At 48.2% G+C, this 21,856-nt stretch carries 19 protein-coding genes; 4 read left to right on the top strand and 15 right to left on the bottom strand.

Annotated elements, in window-relative coordinates:
* Positions 1 to 11 precede the first annotated feature (11 nt).
* A complete protein-coding gene (locus SYN_RS05910; RefSeq protein ID WP_011417156.1) occupies positions 12 to 1,772 on the bottom strand; it encodes a 30S ribosomal protein S1 in 1,761 nt (586 codons plus the stop codon).
* 135 nt (positions 1,773 to 1,907) lie between these two features.
* Positions 1,908 to 2,585, bottom strand: coding sequence for a (d)CMP kinase (gene cmk, locus SYN_RS05905; protein ID WP_202943599.1), 678 nt, complete (start codon positions 2,583 to 2,585; stop codon positions 1,908 to 1,910).
* A gap of 233 nt (positions 2,586 to 2,818) precedes the next feature.
* Between cmk and SYN_RS05900 the strand changes: the two genes are divergently transcribed.
* A complete protein-coding gene (locus SYN_RS05900) occupies positions 2,819 to 4,204 on the top strand; it encodes a M48 family metallopeptidase (RefSeq protein WP_011417154.1) in 1,386 nt (461 codons plus the stop codon).
* Here SYN_RS05900 and SYN_RS05895 read toward each other — a convergent pair.
* From SYN_RS05895 to SYN_RS05880, 4 genes are all read right to left on the bottom strand, one after another.
* Entirely contained in the window at positions 4,185 to 5,807 is a 1,623-nt protein-coding gene (locus SYN_RS05895) for a GAF and HD-GYP domain-containing protein (protein WP_011417153.1), read from the bottom strand. The genes SYN_RS05900 and SYN_RS05895 overlap by 20 nt on opposite strands.
* 32 nt (positions 5,808 to 5,839) lie before the next feature.
* On the bottom strand, positions 5,840 to 6,538 hold the full coding sequence (locus tag SYN_RS05890; RefSeq protein ID WP_041584796.1) for an anaerobic ribonucleoside-triphosphate reductase activating protein: 699 nt from the start codon (positions 6,536 to 6,538) through the stop codon (positions 5,840 to 5,842).
* Positions 6,535 to 8,628, bottom strand: a complete 2,094-nt coding sequence (locus tag SYN_RS05885; RefSeq protein WP_041584795.1) for a ribonucleoside triphosphate reductase — start codon at positions 8,626 to 8,628, stop codon at positions 6,535 to 6,537. Before SYN_RS05885 ends, SYN_RS05890 begins: the two co-directional genes overlap by 4 nt.
* A gap of 272 nt (positions 8,629 to 8,900) precedes the next feature.
* Positions 8,901 to 9,485 (bottom strand): histidinol phosphate phosphatase domain-containing protein, encoded by a 585-nt coding sequence (locus tag SYN_RS05880; protein ID WP_011417150.1) that lies wholly within the window; start codon positions 9,483 to 9,485, stop codon positions 8,901 to 8,903.
* 211 nt (positions 9,486 to 9,696) lie between these two features.
* Between SYN_RS05880 and lptF the strand changes: the two genes are divergently transcribed.
* Together lptF and lptG are read left to right on the top strand one after the other, a co-directional pair.
* Positions 9,697 to 10,881: an LPS export ABC transporter permease LptF gene (gene lptF / locus SYN_RS05875; protein ID WP_011417149.1), complete on the top strand. Its 1,185-nt coding sequence runs from the start codon at positions 9,697 to 9,699 to the stop codon at positions 10,879 to 10,881.
* A complete protein-coding gene (lptG, locus tag SYN_RS05870; RefSeq protein WP_011417148.1) occupies positions 10,878 to 11,957 on the top strand; it encodes an LPS export ABC transporter permease LptG in 1,080 nt (359 codons plus the stop codon). The genes lptF and lptG overlap by 4 nt, the downstream gene beginning before the upstream one ends.
* Before the next feature lie 99 nt (positions 11,958 to 12,056).
* Here lptG and ahcY read toward each other — a convergent pair whose 3' ends face one another.
* The 8 genes from ahcY to tsaD all read right to left on the bottom strand — a co-directional run bounded on the left by ahcY (position 12,057) and on the right by tsaD (position 19,469).
* Positions 12,057 to 13,481, bottom strand: coding sequence for an adenosylhomocysteinase (gene ahcY / locus SYN_RS05865; protein WP_041584794.1), 1,425 nt, complete (start codon positions 13,479 to 13,481; stop codon positions 12,057 to 12,059).
* A 31-nt stretch (positions 13,482 to 13,512) separates the two neighbouring features.
* On the bottom strand, positions 13,513 to 14,691 hold the full coding sequence (gene metK / locus SYN_RS05860) for a methionine adenosyltransferase (RefSeq protein ID WP_011417146.1): 1,179 nt from the start codon (positions 14,689 to 14,691) through the stop codon (positions 13,513 to 13,515).
* A 141-nt stretch (positions 14,692 to 14,832) separates the two neighbouring features.
* A complete protein-coding gene (locus tag SYN_RS05855; protein ID WP_202943597.1) occupies positions 14,833 to 15,438 on the bottom strand; it encodes a DUF502 domain-containing protein in 606 nt (201 codons plus the stop codon).
* A 284-nt stretch (positions 15,439 to 15,722) separates the two neighbouring features.
* Complete coding sequence (gene panD / locus SYN_RS05850; RefSeq protein ID WP_011417144.1) at positions 15,723 to 16,073, bottom strand: aspartate 1-decarboxylase; 351 nt, start codon at positions 16,071 to 16,073, stop codon at positions 15,723 to 15,725.
* Between the two features lie 58 nt (positions 16,074 to 16,131).
* The gene (panC, locus tag SYN_RS05845; protein ID WP_041584793.1) at positions 16,132 to 16,992 is read right to left on the bottom strand and encodes a pantoate--beta-alanine ligase; all 861 of its coding nucleotides are present in this window, start codon (positions 16,990 to 16,992) and stop codon (positions 16,132 to 16,134) included.
* 169 nt (positions 16,993 to 17,161) lie between these two features.
* On the bottom strand, positions 17,162 to 18,004 hold the full coding sequence (gene rsmA, locus SYN_RS05840) for a 16S rRNA (adenine(1518)-N(6)/adenine(1519)-N(6))-dimethyltransferase RsmA (RefSeq protein WP_011417142.1): 843 nt from the start codon (positions 18,002 to 18,004) through the stop codon (positions 17,162 to 17,164).
* Entirely contained in the window at positions 17,976 to 18,449 is a 474-nt protein-coding gene (locus SYN_RS05835) for a DUF2062 domain-containing protein (protein ID WP_011417141.1), read from the bottom strand. Before SYN_RS05835 ends, rsmA begins: the two co-directional genes overlap by 29 nt.
* Before the next feature lie 3 nt (positions 18,450 to 18,452).
* Positions 18,453 to 19,469, bottom strand: coding sequence for a tRNA (adenosine(37)-N6)-threonylcarbamoyltransferase complex transferase subunit TsaD (tsaD, locus tag SYN_RS05830; RefSeq protein ID WP_011417140.1), 1,017 nt, complete (start codon positions 19,467 to 19,469; stop codon positions 18,453 to 18,455).
* A gap of 107 nt (positions 19,470 to 19,576) precedes the next feature.
* Here tsaD and nadB point away from each other — a divergent pair, with 107 nt between their 5' ends.
* Positions 19,577 to 21,211, top strand: a complete 1,635-nt coding sequence (gene nadB / locus SYN_RS05825) for an L-aspartate oxidase (protein WP_011417139.1) — start codon at positions 19,577 to 19,579, stop codon at positions 21,209 to 21,211.
* Positions 21,212 to 21,238: 27 nt separating this feature from the next.
* Here the strand turns inward: nadB and SYN_RS05820 are convergent, their stop codons facing one another.
* A complete protein-coding gene (locus SYN_RS05820; protein WP_041584792.1) occupies positions 21,239 to 21,856 on the bottom strand; it encodes a hypothetical protein in 618 nt (205 codons plus the stop codon).

The following is a 21,856-nucleotide window of genomic DNA, read 5'->3' as shown; positions in this document are numbered from 1 at the left end:
CGCGCCTAGAATCAGTTGTTCGGATCCGTTAGTTTTACGTCCAGATCCGCCAGGGCCTTTCCCAGACTGGACCCCACGTTTTCACGATTATTAAGGTATTGACTGACCGAACGGCCAGCTTCAGGATTCACTTCCGTGTCCTTGATGCTCAGTCTTATTTTTCTACCTTTCACATCGACACTTTTCACAACGGCAGAAACCGCATCTCCTATGGAAAATATTTCGGACGCGGTTTTCACCCTTTTGTGACTCAATTCTGAAATATGAACCAGGCCTTCAATGCCTTCCTCGACCTCAACAAAGATTCCGAATTCGGTCAGATTGGTAACTTTCCCGGAAACAATCGAACCCGCGGTATATTTCTCACAGAACTCCTCCCAGGGATTCTTTTCGATCTGTTTGATACCCAGGGAAAATTTTTCACTTTCAACATCGATATTCAGGACAACGGCCTCGATCTCCTGACCTTTCTTGTAGATTTCCGAAGGGTGTTTGACTCGCTGTTTCCAGGAAATGTCGGATACATGGACAAGTCCGTCAATTCCATCCTCAACGCCGACAAATATACCAAAATTGGTCACATTTCTTATGACACCCTTGATGAGGGTCCCTTCCGGGTACTTCTGCTTCAAGGTTTCCCAGGGGTTATCCGTCGTCTGCTTCAGTCCCAGAGAAATTCTCTTGTTTTCCTTGTTGACATCAAGAATCATGACTTTAACGTTCTGGCCCAGAGATAATACCTTGGAGGGATGTCTGATTTCTCTTGTCCAGAACATCTCCGATACATGGATCAACCCTTCGACACCGGGAGCCAGCTCCACAAATGCACCGTAATCCGTTAGATTGACCACTTTTCCTTCAACAATTGCACCCACGGGATACTGTTCCGTAATCATTTCCCAGGGATTTTCCGTCAGTTGCTTGAGCCCAAGGGAAACTCGCTCTTTTTCTCGGTCGAATGAAAGAACCTTTACCGTGATCTTGTCTCCCCTGTTGAAAGCTTCTGAAGGCTTGGTTATCCTTCCCCAGGAAATATCCGTCACATGAAGAAGACCGTCAATGCCTCCCAAATCTATAAATAAGCCATAATCGGTGATATTCTTGATGATTCCTTCAACAACGACACCTTCAGAAATATTGGCAAGGGTTTCCTGTTTTTCAACTTCTCGTTCCTGTTCAAGGATCGATCTTCTCGACAGAACCACGTTGTTCCTCTTGCGATCGTACTTGAGCACATCAAACATCAACGTCTGACCGACATATTTATCGAGATCCCTGACCGGACGGATGTCCACCTGGGAACCCGGGAGAAACGCTGAAATTCCGATATCCACAGACAAACCGCCCTTCACCCTTTCAACGATCATCCCTTTTACCGGAAGATTGTTGTCACAGGCCGCTTTTACATCATCCCAGATTTTCATTTTGGCGGCTTTATCTCTCGAGAGAACGAGATTCCCTTCCTGATCCCGTCTCTCCACCATCACTTCGATTTCATCTCCGACATTGACGGCAATGTTGCCTTCTTCATCCCTGAGTTCCTTCGCTGGTATGTATCCTTCTGTTTTCCAGCCAACATCCACCATAACCATGTCAGAGTTTATCTGAACGATTTTGCCGGTTACAAGTTCCCCCAGATGAACACTCTGAAGACTCTGTTCATAGAGTTCCTTGAAACCCATCATGTCTTCGCTGTTCTGATTCTGCTGATTTCCTCCACCTTCTCCTTTTTCTTCCTTTTGTTCTGAAATTAGGTTGTCATCGTTAACCATTTACCATCCCCCCTGGAATTTAATAAAACCTTTGTATAAAGAATGAACACTAACACATTGCTATAAAAATAGCAAGTGTAATTCGAACTTGGAAAATTCAACGGTTACAAGAGAGCAACCGGTTTCCATGCCGTATCAGGACAGCAGAAATTTTACGGCATTCAGCATCGCGGCCACGACTTCCTCGAAAGCCAATGCAGTGGAATCGATAACAACGGCATCAGCGGGAATCTTGAGAGGAGCAATCGAGCGTTCGGTATCCTGTCTGTCCCTTAATTCCATCTTACTTTCAACAATTTCCAGCTGAGAGGGAAGTCCTGCCTCAATCAGTTCCCGGTGGCGCCTCATCGCCCGTTCGGAAACGGTTGCATGAAGAAAGAACTTCAGATCCGCATTCGGGAAGACCACGGTCCCCATATCCCTTCCTTCAGCCACAATACCGCCGCAGCACCCGAATTTCTGCTGAATCGGCAGAAGAACTTCCCGGATTCTAGGCAGAGACGATACTTTCGAGGCCATAAGCCCGACTTCCTCCGTTCGGAGGTGGTCGGTGATATCCTCATTGTCCAGTATAATTCTCAATACCCCACATTCCGCTTCAAGACGCAGATTCAAAGAATTTGTGAGGTCCTGCATGGCCTGCTCGTCATCGGGATTCTTTTTTTCTTTGATGACTTTACTGGCAATTGCCCGATAAAGGGCGCCCGTATCCAGATAAAGGTAGGAAAGTTCCCGCGCCAGGGCTTTGCTCGCGGTGCTTTTTCCCGATCCCGCAGGACCGTCGATTGTGATAAGCAGTTTCTTTATCATCATTACCAACTTTTTCTGTTGAATTTTTCCTCTTGCCACCTGAACATCGGAATTCAACAAGAGCTCTGGCCGCAAAGGAGTCGATTTATATAGCATGCTTTTTCGGGCAATGATATAAGTAGAGCGAAAATCCAGAATCGACGTTTTTTTCTTCTGTAAAAAACGACCCCGGAAATATCAGGAATTACAGGATTTGTATTTCAGATGACAAATTCCGTTTTTAATGCGAAAAAGCAATGATTGCCGTGGTTTTTATTCTTTCCTTTTTTCTGAATGCCGCCATGGCACAGGCCTCCTTCACTCTGGAGGACGAAAAAAAACTGGGAAAAGAATTCTACGAAAAACTGGAGAAAAGCAAGCTCCTGCTTAAAAATCAAAGGATCAATGATTACGTGAATCGTGTGGGTCATCTTGTCCTTGCCCATTCACCGAAAGCCCCTTTCGAATTCAGGTTCTTCGTCATCAACAGTTCCGCTGTCAATGCCTTTGCAACCCCGGGAGGCTATGTCTATGTCAATAAGGGACTGATAAACCTTGTTGAAAAGGAAAGCGAACTGGCCGGTGTTCTGGCCCACGAAATCGCCCACATCAATGCCCGCCATATCGCCGCGATCATTGAAAAATCAACCCGGATGAATATCGCAGCCCTTGCGGCCATCCTGGCCGGCGCATTTCTCGGGGGAGGCGGAGAAGCAACAGCCGCCCTCACAAGCTTTTCCATGGCCGCGGTCACCAGTATGAATCTCAAATACAGCCGGGATCATGAAGAAGAAGCCGACCGCTTGGGAATAACCTATCTGGTCGGTTCCGGCTACAATGGGAAATCCATGCTCGATTTTCTTAAGATCATGAGGAAGTATGAATTTTACTCAAAAAGCGTCCCTTCCTATTTTCTGACCCATCCCGGCACCGATGAGAGGATCCGCTACCTTGACGGCCTTCTCCAGGTCCGATACCGGGAAACAGGAAAAGAGTGTATTGTCGGAGGATTGAAAAGAATTCAGGTCTATCTCCTGTTCATCGGTAACAACCCGGAACTCAGGCTGACATCATTTCAGAATGCCATCGACAGGAATCCCGCAGATGTGGACGCCCTGTATGGTCTCGCCCTGACACAGGAAAGACTGGGGTTGACGGATGAAGCCATCAGGACTTTTCAACGGGCCCTGAAACATGCCCCCAATGATGAGGATATCATCCGGGACCTGGGAATTGCATGTTTTAGAACAGGTCAAACGGATGATGCCATTCGTTATTTATCAAGGTCTTTGTCTATAAACAGGAATGATGAAAATACAATCATTTATCTGGGAAGGGCTCATGCAAGCGCGGGTAATTTTCAGGAATCGCTGAAAATATTGAAGTTACTTGAAAATAAGACTTCCATCGAAACGGATGCCCGCTACCATCTTGCAATGGCTTACGGAAAGACCGGGGATCAGGGGATGTCGCATTATCATTTTGGATTGTTTTTCAAGGAAAACAAAAAGAAGGAGAGCGCTTTGTTTCATTTCAAGGCGGCCCTGAAGTATTTCGCTCAGAATGATCCCCGACGGCATGAGATTGAAAAGGAAATTGGAGAACTGGAGAAGGATAAAATTCCTAAGATTCCAGGCCGATAAGATCGGGTCGGGAACAGAGCTCTTTCTTCGCATATTCGAGATCGATTTTCTCTTTGACAAAAAGGTTGAAAATGTCACCGTCGATGTGGCTGTCCCGCACCATCTGCTCCATAATCTCCCGCGCTTCTGAAATGCTCTTCTCCTTTTTATATGGCCGGTCTTTTGCGGTCAGCGCTTCAAAAATATCCGCAATGGCAATAATTCTTGACTGGAGGGAAATTTCACTGCCTCTAAGGCCGAAGGGATAACCTGTTCCATCCAGCTTTTCGTGGTGTGCCGCAGCATGAACCGCGACATTCCGCATTTTTTTGGGGAAGGGAAGTTGAGACAGTAGCTTGTATGTAACTTCCGCGTGATTGTTCATGATCTGCCGTTCCTCATTTGTCAGATTACCCCGACGGACACTGAGATAAGCCAGTTCTTCTTCGTCCAGCAAAGGTCGCCATTCATTATCAAACTTCCACTTTTTCCGGGAAATGTTCTTCAATCGCGCCAGATTTTCATCCGTGAGATATTCAAGGCCCGCGTTGACTTCGGCAATAAACTGAAAATCCTCATCAAGGACTTCCATCTTCAACCCGCAATTTTCGGATGCACCATATCCGGTTATTTCTTCCGACGAAACCCAGTCCGGGGCATTACTTTCTGAATCCCTCTTGGCCAGTTCAAAACGGGTTTTCAAGGCAACAATACGATCGTAGATGGTCTGCAGTTTGGTCGACTTGTCGATGATATATTCCGGTGTGGTGATTTTCCCAAGATCATGCAGCCAGGCAGCAAACCTCAGTTCGTTCAGGTCGTCCTCCGAAAAAGACAACTGTGCGAAAGGGCCTTCCGTCTGTTCGTTTATTTTGTGGGCGATACGCATGGTCAACTCTGTTACCCTCCGGACGTGGCCCCCTGTGAAGGGAGATTTCTCATCGATGGCGGTGGCGATTGTTCTCGTAAAGGCCTCCAGGAGATTTTCCAGGCCCGTAACCAGCCGCCTGTTCGAAAGCGCCACCGCGGCTTGAGACGCCAGCGATTTCGTCAAGTCCACACACTCTTCGGAAAATGAAATCACTTCTCCTTTCAGAGGATCCTTGGCATTCAACAACTGAAGAACGCCGATGATATCATTTTCATGATTCCGCATGGGAATTACCAGCATGGATTTCGAACGGTAGCCCGTTTCGATGTCATAATGCCGGGTCCCTTCAAAGTTAAAGCCCTCAGCATTATAAACATCCGGAATATTGACGACTTCACCCGAAAGGGCTGCATACGCCGATACATTCGCATAGTTTGGAGTATCATCATCATTTCTCAATCTAACCGGCGGCCAGGAAATTTTCGCTCCAGTTCCTCCCATATAAATACCTAATGTATCATTCTGAATCAGGGCAAAATTCAGCAATGGTTCCTCATCAGACACGAGATAGAGCGTACCGGCATCTGCGTTCGTCAATTCCCTTGCTTCTTCCAGAATTTTTTCAAAAAGCCTGTCCAGATTTTTTTCCGTGGTCAGAGCAATCCCGATTTCGACGAGACGTTTATTCCGTGTCAACTGTTTTTCTGTCAGTTTTCTAAGACCGGGCTGAAGACGACTCAATAATGATTTCATGAGGATACCTGTTCCATAATCGTTAAAGTGTTTTATTCCTGATGGCGAAGAATAACAGAGTCCATATTTTTTTCAAGCTTGATCCTGATTTTCTCAAGAATTTCCATAGGAATGGGTTTCGCATTCAAGTACCGAATGTCAAGGACTTTTGATGAAACAAAGGGCTGAAGAACATAACGCCGGGCTCCGGAAATCAGCCTTCCCACAGCAAGCAGGTCCTCCTCGGTCAGGAGAGAATCCACAACCGTGGTGCGGAACTCATATTTCAACCCCGAATTCATGATCAATTGAATGGTTTCCTGTATGTCGTCCGGAGAAAAAGGCACTCTTGTGATCTCGCCGTATTTTTCCAGAGGCCCCTTGATGTCCATGGCAATATAATCCACCAGTTTTTCGCCAATCAATTGTTTTAGAACGACGGGCATGGAACCATTGGTATCAAGCTTGACAAGATACCCCCTGCATTTAAGCCAGGCCAGAAAAGAAGGAAGATCTTTTTGAATCGTCGGCTCTCCGCCGGTGACCGTCACGGCGTCCAGCCTGCCGACACGCTTTTCGAGGAAGGAAAGTATTTCAGCTTCGGGATTGCATTCTGTATACAGCACAGGATTGACCAGTTCCGGATTATGGCAATAGGAGCATCTGAAATTGCAGCCTTGACAGAACACAACGGCACAGATCTCCCCGGGATAATCGATGAACGACACCCTCTGTAAGCCTCCGATTTTCATGCCTGAAATCTGTAAACCCTCCGCATCGAAAATTCCTGTCGTTTTCCCTTGTTCCACTGCCCGATCGGGCGAAGATAGCCTACCACGCGTGAATAGATCTCACAGGGCTCATTGCACTCCGGACAGGTCGCCTGCTCACCGGAAATGTATCCATGAGAAGGACAGACGCTGAATGTAGGAGTAAAAGTCAGATACGGCAAATGATAATTTGAACAGATTTTACGAACCAGTTTTTTCACAGCCTCCGGATCTTCAATTCTTTCCCCGGCATACGTGTGAAAAACCGTACCGCCGGTATACTTGGACTGGATCTCATCCTGAAGTTCAAGGGCCTCGAAGACATCGTCCGTATAATTAACCGGGAGTTGGGTCGAATTGGTATAAAAAGATTCCACTCCTTCGATTAATTCCTGCTCGTCGGTGGCCAGTCGAATGTCAGCGTATTTTTTCCTGTCAATCTGGGCCAGCCTGTAAGAAGTCCCTTCAGCCGGCGTGGACTCCAGATTGTAATTATTTCCCGTCTCCTCCTGAAATTCGACAAGCCTGTCCCGCATAAAATCAAGGACATTCTTAGTAAAAGCCTGTCCCTCTTCCGACGCGATATTCTTTCCTAAGAGATTGAGACAGGCCTCATTCATGCCAACCAGGCCAATGGTGGAAAAGTGATTTTTCCAATATTCGCCAAAGCGCTCTTTCACGTTTCTCAGATAGTATTTGGTATAGGGATAGAGATTGCGGTCTGTGAATTTTTCCAGAACTTTTCTTTTGGTTTCAAGACTTTCCCTGGCCAAAATCATCAACCTGTTCAGACGGTCCAGAAATTCACCCTCTGTTTTAGAAAGATAACCGATGCGGGGCATATTGATGGTAATGACCCCTATGGATCCTGTCAGCGGATTGGACCCAAAAAGGCCGCCGCCGCGGACCTGCAACTGGCGATTGTCGATCCGCAAACGGCAGCACATGCTTCTCGCGTCTTCAGGATTCATATCGGAGTTGATGAAATTTGAAAAATATGGAACACCGTATTTGGCGGTCATTTCCCAGAGGTCTTTCAGATTGGGATCATCCCAGTTGAAATCTCTGGTAATGTTATACGTGGGAATCGGAAAAGTGAACACCCTTCCTTTGGCATCCCCTTCAGCCATGACCTGCAGAAACGCCTTGTTGAACACATTCATTTCTTCCTGAAATTCAGAATATGTTTCCTCCTGGGGTTCTCCTCCGATGATCACATTCTGACCGGCGTAATACCGGGGAACGGTAACATCCAAGGTGACATTGGTAAAAGGCGTCTGAAATCCGACTCTTGTAGGCACGTTGATATTGAAGATAAATTCCTGCAGGGCCTGTTTGACTTCATCGAAGGTCAAGCCATCGTAACGGATAAACGGGGCGAGGAGCGTATCAAAATTTGAAAAAGCCTGAGCTCCGGCTGCTTCCCCCTGAAGGGTATAGAAAAAATTGACGACCTGCCCCAAAGCGCTTCTCAAATGCTTTGCCGGCTTGCTTTCCACCTTCCCCGAAACCCCCTTGAAACCGGTCATCAGAAGGTCCAGAAGGTCCCAGCCTACACAGTATACGGAAAGAAGGCTCAAATCATGAATATGAAACTCACCTTCATTATGCGCCTTGCGGACTTCCGGAGAATAAACCTCGTTAAGCCAGTATATTTTACTGACCTCAGACGAAATATAATTGTTCAGCCCCTGAAGGGAATAATCCATATTACTGTTCTCATTGATCTTCCAGTCCTTCTTCTTGAGATACTGGTCAACCAGATCCACTTCCATCCGGTTCGTGATTTCTCTCAACCGGGCATGTTGATCACGATAAATGATGTAGGCTTTCGCTGTGCGGCTGTATGTTGAAAGAAGAACTTCTTCTACAATATCCTGAATTTCTTCAACTGATATGATGCGGCTGTCAAAGATTTTTTCGGCAAGACTCATGACCTTGATTGTCAATTTCCGAGCTACCTTGTAATCGAATTCCCCTGTGGCGTCACCTGCTTTGGCAATGGCACGGGTTATTTTTTCGGCATCGAACTTGACCAGTCTTCCATCTCTTTTTTTAATTTCCGTATACATTAGAGCACCTCTATACAATCTGTGCCGAGAACCTTTGCATATTGCACATCGCAAATCACAATATATTGGGCTCGGCTATGGGATATACTACTACATATTGATCAAGAAGCAAATAAAAATGAAAGAATGCTCAAACAGGGGGGGGAAGTCATTTGCACGAAAAAAGCATTCATGAATAAGGTATGAGGACAAATCAAAAATTTCTCCTCAACCCATAAACCGCTTTACGAGATTTTCCGAATTTCTGAACATGATCAGGATTTCTTCTTCAGTCATGCCCGCCCCCCGGGCGATTTTTCCGCCTTCTCCAGTGAAGTCAAATCATGGGAATCATGACTGTCCGTATCCAGCACCAGAGGAAAATGATAATGCCTGGCCATTTTTGCTACATGACCGTTCGTCAGAGAGTGCCCCTTTCTGGTCGTGATCTCCAGACAGACGGCATTGCGGGAAGCCATGAGAGCCTCTTCTTCGCCTATTAATCCCGGATGAGCCAGAATATCCACGGATGCCTGGAGCGCCGCCAGGTTTGTTCCCGGCAAAACCGGCTCGGCAATGGTTTCTCCATGAACAACGACGATTCCCGCCCCCATCCCCCTTGCTTCCTGTACAAGTTCCATGATGTATTCGGGTGGAACGTGGGTCAGTTCGATCCCGGGAATCACGGGCATATCATAAGCTTTCGAAAGCTTTTTGCAAACCCTGACAATTCCTGGAAGAATCAGTTCCAGATTTGAATGGTCGCCGTGATCCGTCAAGGCCATGGCACGATATCCCACGACCCTCGCCCTCCTCACAAGCTCGGACGGCAGGAACTCGCCATCGCTGTGGATGGTATGTGTGTGAAGATCGATCAAGATAATGCCTCTCCAGAAAATTTAATATATTTTTTCATCAAGCCCTGTCCTTCAGGAAAAGAAGGTTCACTTTTTAACATCATCGGTTTCCCCGGTCAACAAGGATTCAGAGTTTTTTAAATTGACAATTCCCTGGTCTTTTTTTAATTGACAGAAACCTGATTCTCTCAGCAGGTCAAAAGAAACTTTTTAATCCGCAAAGCAGGTTAATTTGAAAATTATCAATCGTTACCTGGTTAAAGAAATTCTTCAACCCTTCGGCATCGTCCTTTTCGTGCTGACCTTCGTCCTCCTCATGGGCAAGATTCTGCAACTCATGGATCTGATGATCAACAAGGGCGTCGGCTTGAGTCATATCGCCCGGCTTATCCTCTTTCTTCTTCCCTCATTCCTCGTTTTTACTCTTCCCATATCGCTGCTTGTTTCCGTTCTGATTGCCCTGGGCAGGTTGTCAAGCGATAATGAACTGACCGTTCTGAAAGCGTCGGGAATAAGCCTTTACAGGCTTACCCCCCCCATCCTGATGATCGCTCTTGTGTCTTTTATGCTCACCGCAGCAACCACGCTTTTTCTTGTTCCCTACAGCAACACGGCAACAAAAGCACTCATTTTCAACGTTGCCAGAAACAAAGCAAGCATCGGCATTAAAGAAAAGGTCTTCAATGCGGACTTTAACGGCGTTGTTCTGTATGCTGAAAAGGTTCCTTCAGATGGCCGTTTCATGGAAGGCGTTCTTGTGTCCGACCAGAGAACCGCCGACGAGCCGGGAACGATTATCGCGAAAAAGGCTTTTCTTGTCGCTGATCCGAAATCCATGACGGTCACTCTGCGTCTCGAGGATGGAAGTACTTACTTCGTTGCTGAAAATATGAAAATTTTCCGCAAGATGGATTTCAAAACCTATGATATCAATCTCGACCTTCAATCTTCTTCCAGCGACGCGGAGAAAATGCGTACAAAGGCATTAAAAGAAATGACCCCGCGTGAACTGATTCAAAATCTGAAAAGCGGCAGACTGGACGATAAAATCTACCGGAAAACGGCCATGGAACTGTACGAAAAATTTTCCATACCTCTTTCCTGTCTTGTCTTCAGCATTCTTGCTATTCCTCTGGGTGTAAAACCCCATCACCGTTCCGTAAAATCCAGGGGATTTACCATCGGGCTGATGACGGTCCTGCTTTACTATCTGCTGCAACTGGGGTGCGAGGGAATGGTCACCGTCGGCAGATTGTCTCCTTTTCTGGGTTCATGGATCCCTAATATTCTTTTCACAATCGCCGGCACAGTATTGTACTTCATGGCCGCAACAGAAAGATCCTTCCAGATGCCCTGGTTTTTCAAACTTTTCAAAAGAAGGAATGGCCGGGAAAAAATGAAAAAGGAGCGTTCATGACAATCCTTGATCGCTATATTTCCAGGGAATTTCTGAGGTTTTTCCTTCTGGTCATTCTCTCCTTTCTTTCTCTATTTCTGATTGTCGATTTCTTCGAAAAACTGAAAATGCTGATCAACTACAGTGCGACGTTTTACCAGATTCTCGCCTTTTTCTTCTTCCGCATACCGATGATGCTTTCACTGACCATTCCCGCTGCCGTCCTTCTGTCCTCCCTGCTGACCTTCGGCTCTCTTTCAAAAAACAGTGAAATCGTGGCCATGCGGGCCAGTGGGGTCAGCCTCTATCGTTCTTCCATTCCTATCCTGTTGATTTCTTTCCTGATTGCCTTATTCACGTTTGTCTTCAGTGAACTGATCACACCCTATGCAAATGAAAAGGCAGAATATATAAGGAAGGTCGAAATCGAAAAAAAGGAGATTCAGGGAATATTCAAGCAGGAACAGATCTGGTATCGCGGCACCAGAGGAATATACAATTTCAAGCTTTTTGACCCGGAGCATAATACCCTCCGGGGGATTACCCTGAATTATATGGACCGTAAAATGAATCTGATCATGCGCGTTGATGCGGAACGGGCCGTATGGGACAGAAATCAATGGGTTTTTTACAACCTTCTGATCGTTCGGTTTGATTCAGCGGGGTTTCCTGTTATGGAACGTTATGGTGAAAAGATACTTGATTTTCCGGAAACCCCTTCTGATTTCAGGGTGATCCAGAAGGATTCGGAGCAGATGGGATACTTTGAGTTGAGAAAATATGTCCAGAAAATCCGCACGGAGGGCTACGACGCCACACGGTATCTGGCCGATCTGCACGGCAAGATCGCCTTTCCCTTCGTCTGCGTCCTCCTGGCTGTCATCGGGATATCCTTTTCCCTGAAGACGGAAAGAAGCGGGGGACTGGCCGGAAGCATCTTCGCCGGATTGATCATCGGATTTTCTTACTGGATCCTGTTCGCCTTTTCCATGTCGCTTGGACGCTCAGGAACCCTCCCCCCTCTTCTTGCAGCATGGCTGGCCAATCTGCTCTTCGGCCTGTCTGCCCTGGTTCTTTTCAAACATGTCAGAACCTGACCGCACCCTCCCATGCGCCTTCTCCCCGCCCGCACTGATGATGGCCTGCTTTTGAATGCAACGGGCGCGGGAGCATAGGCTTTTCCGATCATCAATAAATCAGTAACGATAATGTTCAGCCTTATAAGGACCCTCGACGGATATGCCGAGATATTCGGCCTGTTTTGGAGTAAGCCGTGTCAATTTCACACCAAGACGCCCGAGATGAAGCCTGGCCACTTCTTCATCAAGCTTCTTCGGCAGGGTGTAAACACCCGGCTTGTAATTCTTGCCGGCCAGCTCAATCTGCGCCAGACACTGATTGGTAAAGCTGTTGCTCATGACAAAACTGGGATGACCCGTCGCACAGCCCAGATTGACAAGGCGGCCCTCAGCCAGCATGATAATGGAGCGTCCCGATGCCAGGGTCCATTTATCGACCTGAGGTTTGATGGATTCCTTTTTGCAGGCCGGATTTCCCTCGAGGTAGTGCATGGCGATTTCACTGTCGAAATGACCGATATTGCAGACAATGGCTTCATTTTTCATGCGCTCCATGTGCTCGCCGGTGATAACGTCACAACAGCCGGTGGCTGTGACGAATATATCCCCTTCTTCAACCACGTCTTCCAGGGTTTTTACCTCATATCCCTCCATGGCGGCCTGCAACGCGCAGATCGGGTCAACTTCGGTTACAATGACGCGGGCGCCGAATCCCCGCATCGACTGGACACAACCCTTCCCGACATCGCCGTATCCGCAGACGACAACAACCTTGCCAGCAACCATGATATCCGTCGCCCGCTTGATCCCGTCGGCCAGGGATTCCCGGCAACCGTAAAGATTGTCAAATTTCGACTTCGTCACGGAATCATTCACATTAATGGCTGGAAAGAGAAGTTCCCCGGCTTTGGCCATCTGGTAAAGGCGATGCACTCCCGTTGTCGTTTCTTCAGATACCCCGCGAACCGCTGCGGCCACCCGAGTCCATCGATTTGAGTCTCTGGCAAAGGATTTTTTCAGTCGATCCATGATAATCTGCATCTCTTTGTTGTCCTGCCTTTTATCCAGAAGATCGGACTCCTTTTCAATACGTGCGCCCTGATGAATAAACAGGGTGGCATCCCCTCCGTCATCGACGATAAGATCGGGACCGCTGCCGTCCGGCCAGGTCAAGGCCTGTTCGGTGCACCACCAGTACTCTTCCAGCGTTTCACCCTTCCAGGCAAAAACTGCCGCCGTTCCTGATTTCGCGATCGCCGCAGCGGCATGATCCTGCGTCGAAAAGATATTGCAAGAGGCCCAGCGGATATCCGCACCCAGAATTTTAAGAGTCTCGATCAACATCGCCGTCTGAATGGTCATATGGAGGCTGCCCATGACCTTGAAGCCCGCCAGAGGCTTCTGATCCCCATACTTCTCGCGCACAGCCATCAGTCCCGGCATTTCATTCTCCGCCAGGGCCATCTCCTTCCATCCCCATTCCGCCAGGGAAAGGTCGGCTACCCGATAGGGCAGTAAACCGTCAATCTCCAGAAATTCCATGTATTTCTCCTTCGCATTGGCCTGGCCGCGCTTATATGTCAGCGGCCTTTTTGAGTGAATCCACCATGTCCGTTTTTTCCCAGGGGTAGTCATCAAGGAAAAGCGTCTTCGGCAGTTTCCTGTACTTCTCCCCATCCAGGAGATTGAATCGCTCAATCATGCCCCGCGGTGACAGATCAAAGTATTCTCTGACGATCGTTCCTATCTTGTTATCGGATATGACCCCTGTCCCGAAGGTATGCACATAAATTGAGATCGGACGTGCGATACCGATGGCATAGGACAGTTGAATGGAACACTTGCCGGCTAATCCCGCGGCAACGATATTCTTTGCTACGTAACGGGCTCCAAGTGCCGCGGAACAATCGACCTTTTCCGGCGTCTTGTTGACAATAGACCCTCCGCCCAGTTGGGCTCCGGGATAACCGCCATAAAGCTGAACAACGAGTTTTCTTCCTGTTACACCGGAATCCGCCGCGCTGCAGGAATTAACGGACTGCCATTCGCCTGTCGGATTAAAGAGAAAATCGGTCTGCTCATCCACCCATTCACGGAAACAATTCATGGCCATCTGCTTGGCCAGAGGTTCTATGCTGTTCCGGAATCCCTCCGGCACATGGCGATAATCAATGGCATTGGACATCAGCACCGTTGCGACCCGAACCGGTTTCCCTTCGTCATTATACTCTACCGTGATCTGCCCTTTTCCATCAGGAGCGAAGACCGGATTTTTGGCTTCTTCAAAAACACGCATCATCTTAGTGGCCAATACATAAGGCAGAGGCAGCAGTTCCGGAGTTTCATCACAGGCGAATCCGTAAATAATGCCTTGATCTCCCGCGCCGATCTCCTTGTACTTTCCCAGATCAGCCCGGGTTCCGATGTTGATGTCGGGTGATTGAGGAATAATCGTATTGAGTATTCCCATGGAATTTCCATTCAGACCGAGTTCATAATCACAATAACCGAGTTTCAACACCGTATCCCGGACGCATCGTTCGATGTCCACATAAATCCTGGTGGCGACTTCGCCTCCGACAATACAGAGTCCCTTGCCCAGAAAGACCTCGATACCGCAATGCGGCATGTTGTCCACGGTCAATCCGATCTTCTTTTCTTCATCCAGAATGGCAGCGATGATGTTGGCAGCGATGGAATCCGCAACGATATCCGGATGACCCACTTTGACACTTTCTGACGTAATCTGCATTTACCTTTCTCCTTTATCCTGTCTCTTTCTTTAATAATTTCATGTAAGTTATCTACAAAGCAACACCATGAAAACGTGGGAAGCACCCATCACTCCCAAGTTGCTCATTTCCTGCACAACTTTAACGCTCCACTTATTCCATTACTGATTCGGCGGCGCGACGATTCCTCCGGAAATGATCAGCGTAAAGGCGGCTTCCACCGTTATATCCAATTCGATCAGCTCATCATCATTGACCATAATCAGAAATCCCGTTGTCGGATTAGGCGTCGTAGGGACAAAGACGCGGCAGTTTTTTTCACATAATTTTTTTGAATGTTCGCTGTCCGTTGTTCCAGTCATAAATCCGACGCTGTAAAGCCCTTTACGAGGAAATTCCACAAGAACCACTTTCTTGAAATTTTGATTCTTACTGATAAAGAGTGTGTCGAAAATCTGTTTGAAGGCGTTGTAAATACTGCGCACGACTGGAATCTTATGCAGCAGTGATTCTCCCATATTCACCATCTTGCCACCGATATAACTTTGAGTGACGAGCCCGCAGACAAAGACAATAATCAGCGTGATCATGATCCCCAGTCCCGGTATACGCATTCCCAGAAGCGCTTCCGGCTGATAGGACCGGGGTATGAAGGTCAGGAGGCTGTCCATTGCCTTGACGATCAGGGAAAGGATATAAATCGTCAATCCCAATGGGACGGTCACCGCCAGTCCGGTTAAAAAGATGCCTCTCAGTTTTTTCCCCAATAGGATGTTTCTTTCTGAATGCTTCGACATTCCGGCAACAGGTTTCGCTGAGTGTTGATTAGTGATTGCAGGTAAAAAACAGAATCCTGTTTGTTTTTAACAAGTTATAACGACGTAAAAAGGGGCATCGCACTGCCGCACATTGCCCCTTTCAATCATTCGAATCGATGTTCCGTACTTTGTCGCCCTTAGAAATCAAGACTTCACAGGCCAACAGCAAAAAAATCTACATTATCGAACAAGAGGGTTCAATTCCATTCGTTCAAGTTCAAAGCCTGTTAACGTCAGTGTTTGATTTGATTTTCCGGATCAACAAACACACAGGTCGGCTTCCAGCCTTTTGCCTCCTCACCGTCCACGATGACGTAACTGGCGATGATAACCAGATCCCCCTTGGCGACCTTTCTCGCCGCAGCACCGTTAAGGCAGATAACCCCAGAGCCCCGCTTGCCCGTGATTACGTAAGTTGTAAATCGCTCGCCATTGTTGACATCATAGATAGCAACCTTTTCATAGGGCAGAAGATCCGCAGCCTCCATCAACGCTTCATCAATGGAAATACTGCCCTCATAATGAAGATCTGCGTCCGTTACGGTCGCTCTGTGAATTTTGGATTTAAGCATCAACCTTTGCATGGATTCACCTTCCCCTCGGCACAGAAGCGCGTTCCTGTCCGATGTCGTGATTTCTTTTTTATCTGATGTTCAGCTCTTCACCGAACACGTGATTGTCTATAAGTCTCGTGGAACCGACAAATACGGCAAGCGCCAGAACGGACTCCTGATCCAGGCTCTGAACATCCTGCATGGTCGTCGTACTGCAGATTTTCAGATAATCGATTCGCGTGGAGGGAACGCTTTCGATATAGGCTTTGATCGATTGCAGTATCCGCCCGGCATCCCGTTCCCCCTGATCATATCGCTCCCGTGCCATCAGCAGTGATCGGCTCAGACAGAGGGCCGATTCCCTTTCCTCCGGGCTGAGATAAACATTACGGGAACTCATGGCAAGCCCGTCTTTTTCTCTTGTTGTCGGCATGCCGACGATTTCAAGATCCATATTCAAATCAGCAACCATCCGTTTTATCGTCACCAGTTGCTGAAAATCTTTTTTACCGAAGATCGCCGCATGAGGTTTAACCATGTTGAACAGTTTGGCGCATACAGTGGCAACGCCCCGAAAATGTCCCGGTCTGGACAGACCGCAGAGATTTTTTGTCACTTCTTCCACAGTGACATAAGTCTGGTAGTTTACCGGGTACATTTCGGCATTGGAGGGAAAGAAAATGACATCCACGCCGACTTCTTCCGCCAATTGGCTGTCCCGGTCGAAGTTTCGTGGATACTTTTCCAGATCTTCACTGGCGCCGAACTGGGTCGGGTTTACGTAAATGCTGACGACCAGACAGTCTGATCTTTTTCTGCCTTCACGCATCAGGTCGAGATGACCTTCGTGAAAATAGCCCATCGTCGGAACAAAGGCGATCCTCCTGCCTGCCTTCCTCAGAGCTTCGGAATAGTCCTGCATCTCGTGAACCGCGTGAATGATCTTCATCGGTCGTATAGTCCCCACAAAAAAAGCCTCCCCATTCTGGACGGGGAGGCTATAATCCCTTGAAATTTCGTTCTTCCTGTGCCTTCCGTCTCAGTCCTTCAGCGGATCCAAGCGGTGAAAATTTCTCTACCAGACAGACCTTTCACTGTCAAGAATATTCTTTCTTTTTTCACGAATATGAAAGGGAATTGCACAGTGCCGCAAATTGTTGAATTGACAGCTCTTCCGCCCTGATTTTCTCACCGGCTCCCATATCCCTTAATAAATTTTCTATTCTCCCGGCATCACAATCTTTCCAGTGTGCGTTTTTCATATTATTTAAAAGCGTTTTTCGACGTTGAGCAAAGGCAGCTTTCACAAGACGGAAAAACAACGCGTCATTTTCGACCCAATACAGTGGTTCTTCCGGGATCAGCATTTTAACGACCGTGGAAGTTACCTCCGGCTTCGGATAGAAACAACCCGGCGCAACGGTCAGTTCACGGGAAATTCTAGCGTAGAGACCAAAGAGCACGGTGGGAATCCCGTAAGCTTTCGTCCCAGGAACGGCACACAAGCGGTCGGCCACTTCCTTCTGCATCATCAGCACGGCCGTCGAGATCTGCTTTCGATGGTCAAGAATATGAAACAGAATCGGAGAGGAAATACTGTAAGGGATATTTCCTATGATCTTGATCTTTTTAACAGAATTTTCACCCAATGCGGTCAGAAAATCATACTTCAGAATATCTCCATGAATCACCGTGACATTGTGATATTCCTTAAGCCGCTCTTTCAAAACGGAAACCAGTTTTCCATCGATTTCCACGGCATGAACCCAGGCGGCGCGTTCCGCCATCAGGGAGGTCATCAGGCCCAATCCCGAACCGATCTCCACGATGGTTTCATCCTCCTTGATTTCCGCAAGCTCCACAATCTTCTTCATGACGGAGAAATCTGCAAGAAAACATTGGCCGAGTCTCTTTACCGGCTTGATATCATGATTACGGAGAATCTGTCGAACGAATGTCATAGGCTTCTTTTTTTCTCATAAAAGATAAAAGTCGATAAGAAAGGAAGTAAGCGGGATATGTAAAAACAAGGCCCAGGAGAAACCCTCCGAGAAGAAGAGGCACGGCAACCTCCCATCCGAGTTGGAGGATGGATGCAACGGTATATTCCTTAATCCTGATTTCAGCTCCGCTTGGCCCCAGGATCAATCTGCCGATCTGATATTCACTTAGATAAAGAAGGGGAATGGTCACCGGGTTGGAAATCAGCGATGATCCGAGAAACGCTGAAGTCATGTTCTTTTTGAGTAGAAAGCCAAAAAAAACAATCAGGACAGTGTGAAAAGGAATTGTCGGCGTGACTCCGATGAAGACCCCCATCGCCATGCCCCACGCCAGCGATTCCGGGTCACCCTTGAGACTGATGAACTGCTGATAGAATTTTTTGATCCGGTTTTCAAAAATCATTTTCTACCGGAACGATCCCGCCACATCGAGAGGCCATCGCGATACGGCATTTATACTGAGTTCTTCGCTTTTCCCTTTGTTCAGAAGGTTTTCGCCCACCACGGCGATCATCGCGGCATTGTCAGTGCACAGCACGGGAGGAGGAATAAACAGATCGATGTTTTCTTCCCGGCTTCTCTCCATAAAATGTTCCCTGAGACGACTGTTCGAGGCCACTCCGCCACAGACGACAACCTGGGGAACGGAATTCATTTTGGCGGCTTTCAGGGTTTTCTCCACCAGGACATCGACAATGGCTTCCTGATAGGCGGCAACCAGATGAGCAAGATCTTCCCTGGCAGAAGGGCTCCCATGTTTTTTTACATGAACAAGAAGAGACGTCTTAAGTCCGCTGAAACTGAAATCAAGGCTTTCCTTCATCGCCCTTGGGAAATTCAGCAGATTCCGGTCGCCCTCCTTCGCCAGACGATCGATCACCACTCCTCCGGGATAGCCGATATTCAGCAGTTTCGCTGCCTTGTCAAAGGCTTCTCCTGCCGCATCATCTCTTGTCTGACCCAGAAGAGTAAATAACCCGAACCCCCGGACGAAGTATATGTTGGTATGCCCCCCGGACACTACAAGCGCAATGAAGGGAAACTCGGGCACCTTCTCACTGAGGAAGATGGCCGCTATGTGCCCTTCCAGGTGATGAATTCCCACGAGGGGAAGCTTCCGGGAAAAAGCCAGGGCTTTCGCAACGGAAAGTCCAACCAGCAGAGAACCGACAAGCCCCGGTCCTCTGGTTACTGCGATCCCTTCGATATCCGATAACTCCATCCCGGCATCATGAAGCGCCTGCAGAATAACCGGAATGACCGCTTCAATATGCTTGCGCGACGCGATTTCGGGCACCACGCCGCCATATTTGCTGTGTTCGCCAATCTGCGAGGCGATCACATTGGACAACAGAACACGGCCGTCCCGAACGACCGCCGCCGCCGTTTCGTCACATGACGACTCAATCCCTAAAACAATCATTTTCCGAATATTTCCTTTTACAAAAGCTGGAGAGGGTTATATAGAAAATACACAGGTTTGTAAATAAACTTTTCGCTGACTCTATTTGCCGAAAGAGAAACTTTCCTATGGAAATTAAAACGGATTTCCTGGTTCTGGGCAGCGGCATCGCTGGTCTCAGTTTCGCCATCAGGGCGGCTGAGCTGGGAACGGTTGCCATTGTTACAAAAAAAGAAAAATCAGAGTCAAATACCAATTACGCCCAGGGAGGAATTGCCGCGGTTTACGATTCGCAGGATCGATTTGAATATCATATCCGCGATACATTAATTTGTGGAGCGGGTCTCTGCAAGAAGGATGTGGTCGAATTTGTCGTTCGGGAAGGGCCACAGCGTGTCCAGGAGCTCGTAGACTGGGGAGTCGACTTCACTCGAGCTGCGCCTGGCTCTTCCACCCTTTATGATCTGGGTCGGGAGGGAGGCCATTCCATGCGTCGCGTTCTGCATGCCAAGGATCTCACAGGAAGCGAAATCGAGCGCGCATTGAATGAAAAAGCCAGCTCCAATTCGAATATCCAGGTTTATGAGAATCATCTGGCCGTCGATCTTATAACAATGTCTTCCCTTATGGAAATGGGAAAGGAAGAGAGTTCTCCTGATCGCTGCCTCGGTGCGTATGTGCTCGATATCAATAACAGTCAGGTTCACACCTTTGTCGCTGAGTATGTTGTTCTGGCCACGGGTGGAGCGGGCAAGGTTTACCTGATTACAACCAACCCGGATATTGCGACTGCGGACGGCATCGCCATGGCCTACAGGGCCGGAGCGAGGATTGCAAACATGGAATTCATCCAGTTTCACCCCACCTGCCTTTATCACCCCGATGCCAAGTCATTTCTGATCAGCGAAGCGGTTAGAGGCGAAGGGGGCATCCTGAAGCTGAAAAGCGGTGATACCTTCATGGAAAAGTATCATTCCATGCAAAGCCTGGCACCCCGGGACGTGGTTGCCAAAGCCATTGACAACGAATTGAAAAAATCCGGCGATGACTTTGTTCTGCTCGATATTTCCCATAAGGACAGAGAATTTATCCTCAACCGCTTCCCGAACATTTATCACAAATGCCTGGAATTCGGTATTGACATGACTCGGGAAGCCATTCCCGTCGTCCCCGCGGCACATTATCTCTGCGGAGGCGTAGAGGTGAACCATCATGGAGAGACAAGCATCGACCGGCTTTTCGCTCTTGGCGAGGTTTCCTGCACGGGACTTCACGGAGCCAACCGGCTGGCCAGCAATTCTCTTCTTGAAGCGGTGGTTTACGCCCATCGGGCCTTCATGAGGGCCTCCGAATTACCGCGCCGGTACAGGGAAGCGCCTGTTTCCATTCCGTCCTGGGGTCAGCGGCGGGCCATTGAAAGCGACGAATCCGTCGTTGTTTCCCATAACTGGGATGAGGTTCGTCGGTGCATGTGGAATTATGTCGGGATTGTTCGCTCCAACAAACGCCTGGACAGGGCCGCACGCCGCATCGACCTGATCAATCGGGAAATTGACGAATACTATCAGAAATTTCTAATCACTAAGGATCTTATTGAACTGCGCAACATCGCGACGGCGGCCATGCTGATCGTTCAGTGCGCCAAAATGAGAAAAGAAAGCAGAGGGCTGCATTACAACATCGACTACCCCGAAAGGGACGACAAAAACTGGCAGACGGACACCTGCATCTCCAAGCGAATGATCTGCCGGCAGGGGGAATGAAGCAAGGGGAACGCCCCTTCCTTTTGCTTAATTCCAGGCCAGTTCCACTTTTCCCAGTACGCCTGTGATCATCAGCTTCAAAGGTTTCTCCGGCGAAGCGCCTCCAGCCTCGCCGACGTGCTGCGAGACAGGAAATCTGATTGTGTAAGCCACGCCGTAGTAAGGATTTACGTAAGGGAAGAAGGACTCGATAACCGGCGTGTTCTTCCGGATTCTCCTCACATCGACCGGTTCAATTCTGTTTCCCCGCTCATCCAGAAGATATACTTTCCAGATGGAATCCCGCTTGTCAAAGTCATTGGAATCCTTTTCAGGCGTGCAGGCATAAAGAATAAACTCCCGATTTCCCGGATCCGGTTCAGTCAGCGAGGGATATCTCTGCCCTTCGCCGGAGGAAAGATAAATGCGTTCATATTCCTTTATGTAAGCCCTGGCGAATTCCTGACTTCGATACGTCGCCGTTACATGAATCCGCGTTTCGAACTGGGAGTAGACTGTCTCGCTCCGTGTCCACAAATTCAACACCCTGGCATACTCCTTCGAAAGGCCCTGTTCTCTGGCGATGTCGACGTATCCTTTTATGGAACCGCAACCCACAACAGCGGCAACCAGCAGGACCAGAAAGACAATCCGGCACTGGGACAT

The sequence above is a fragment of the Syntrophus aciditrophicus SB genome (assembly GCF_000013405.1).
GTDB classification, from domain to species: domain Bacteria; phylum Desulfobacterota; class Syntrophia; order Syntrophales; family Syntrophaceae; genus Syntrophus; species Syntrophus aciditrophicus.
The sequence above is the reverse complement of the archived record's forward strand: the minus strand, read 5'-3'. Positions and strand labels throughout refer to the sequence as shown.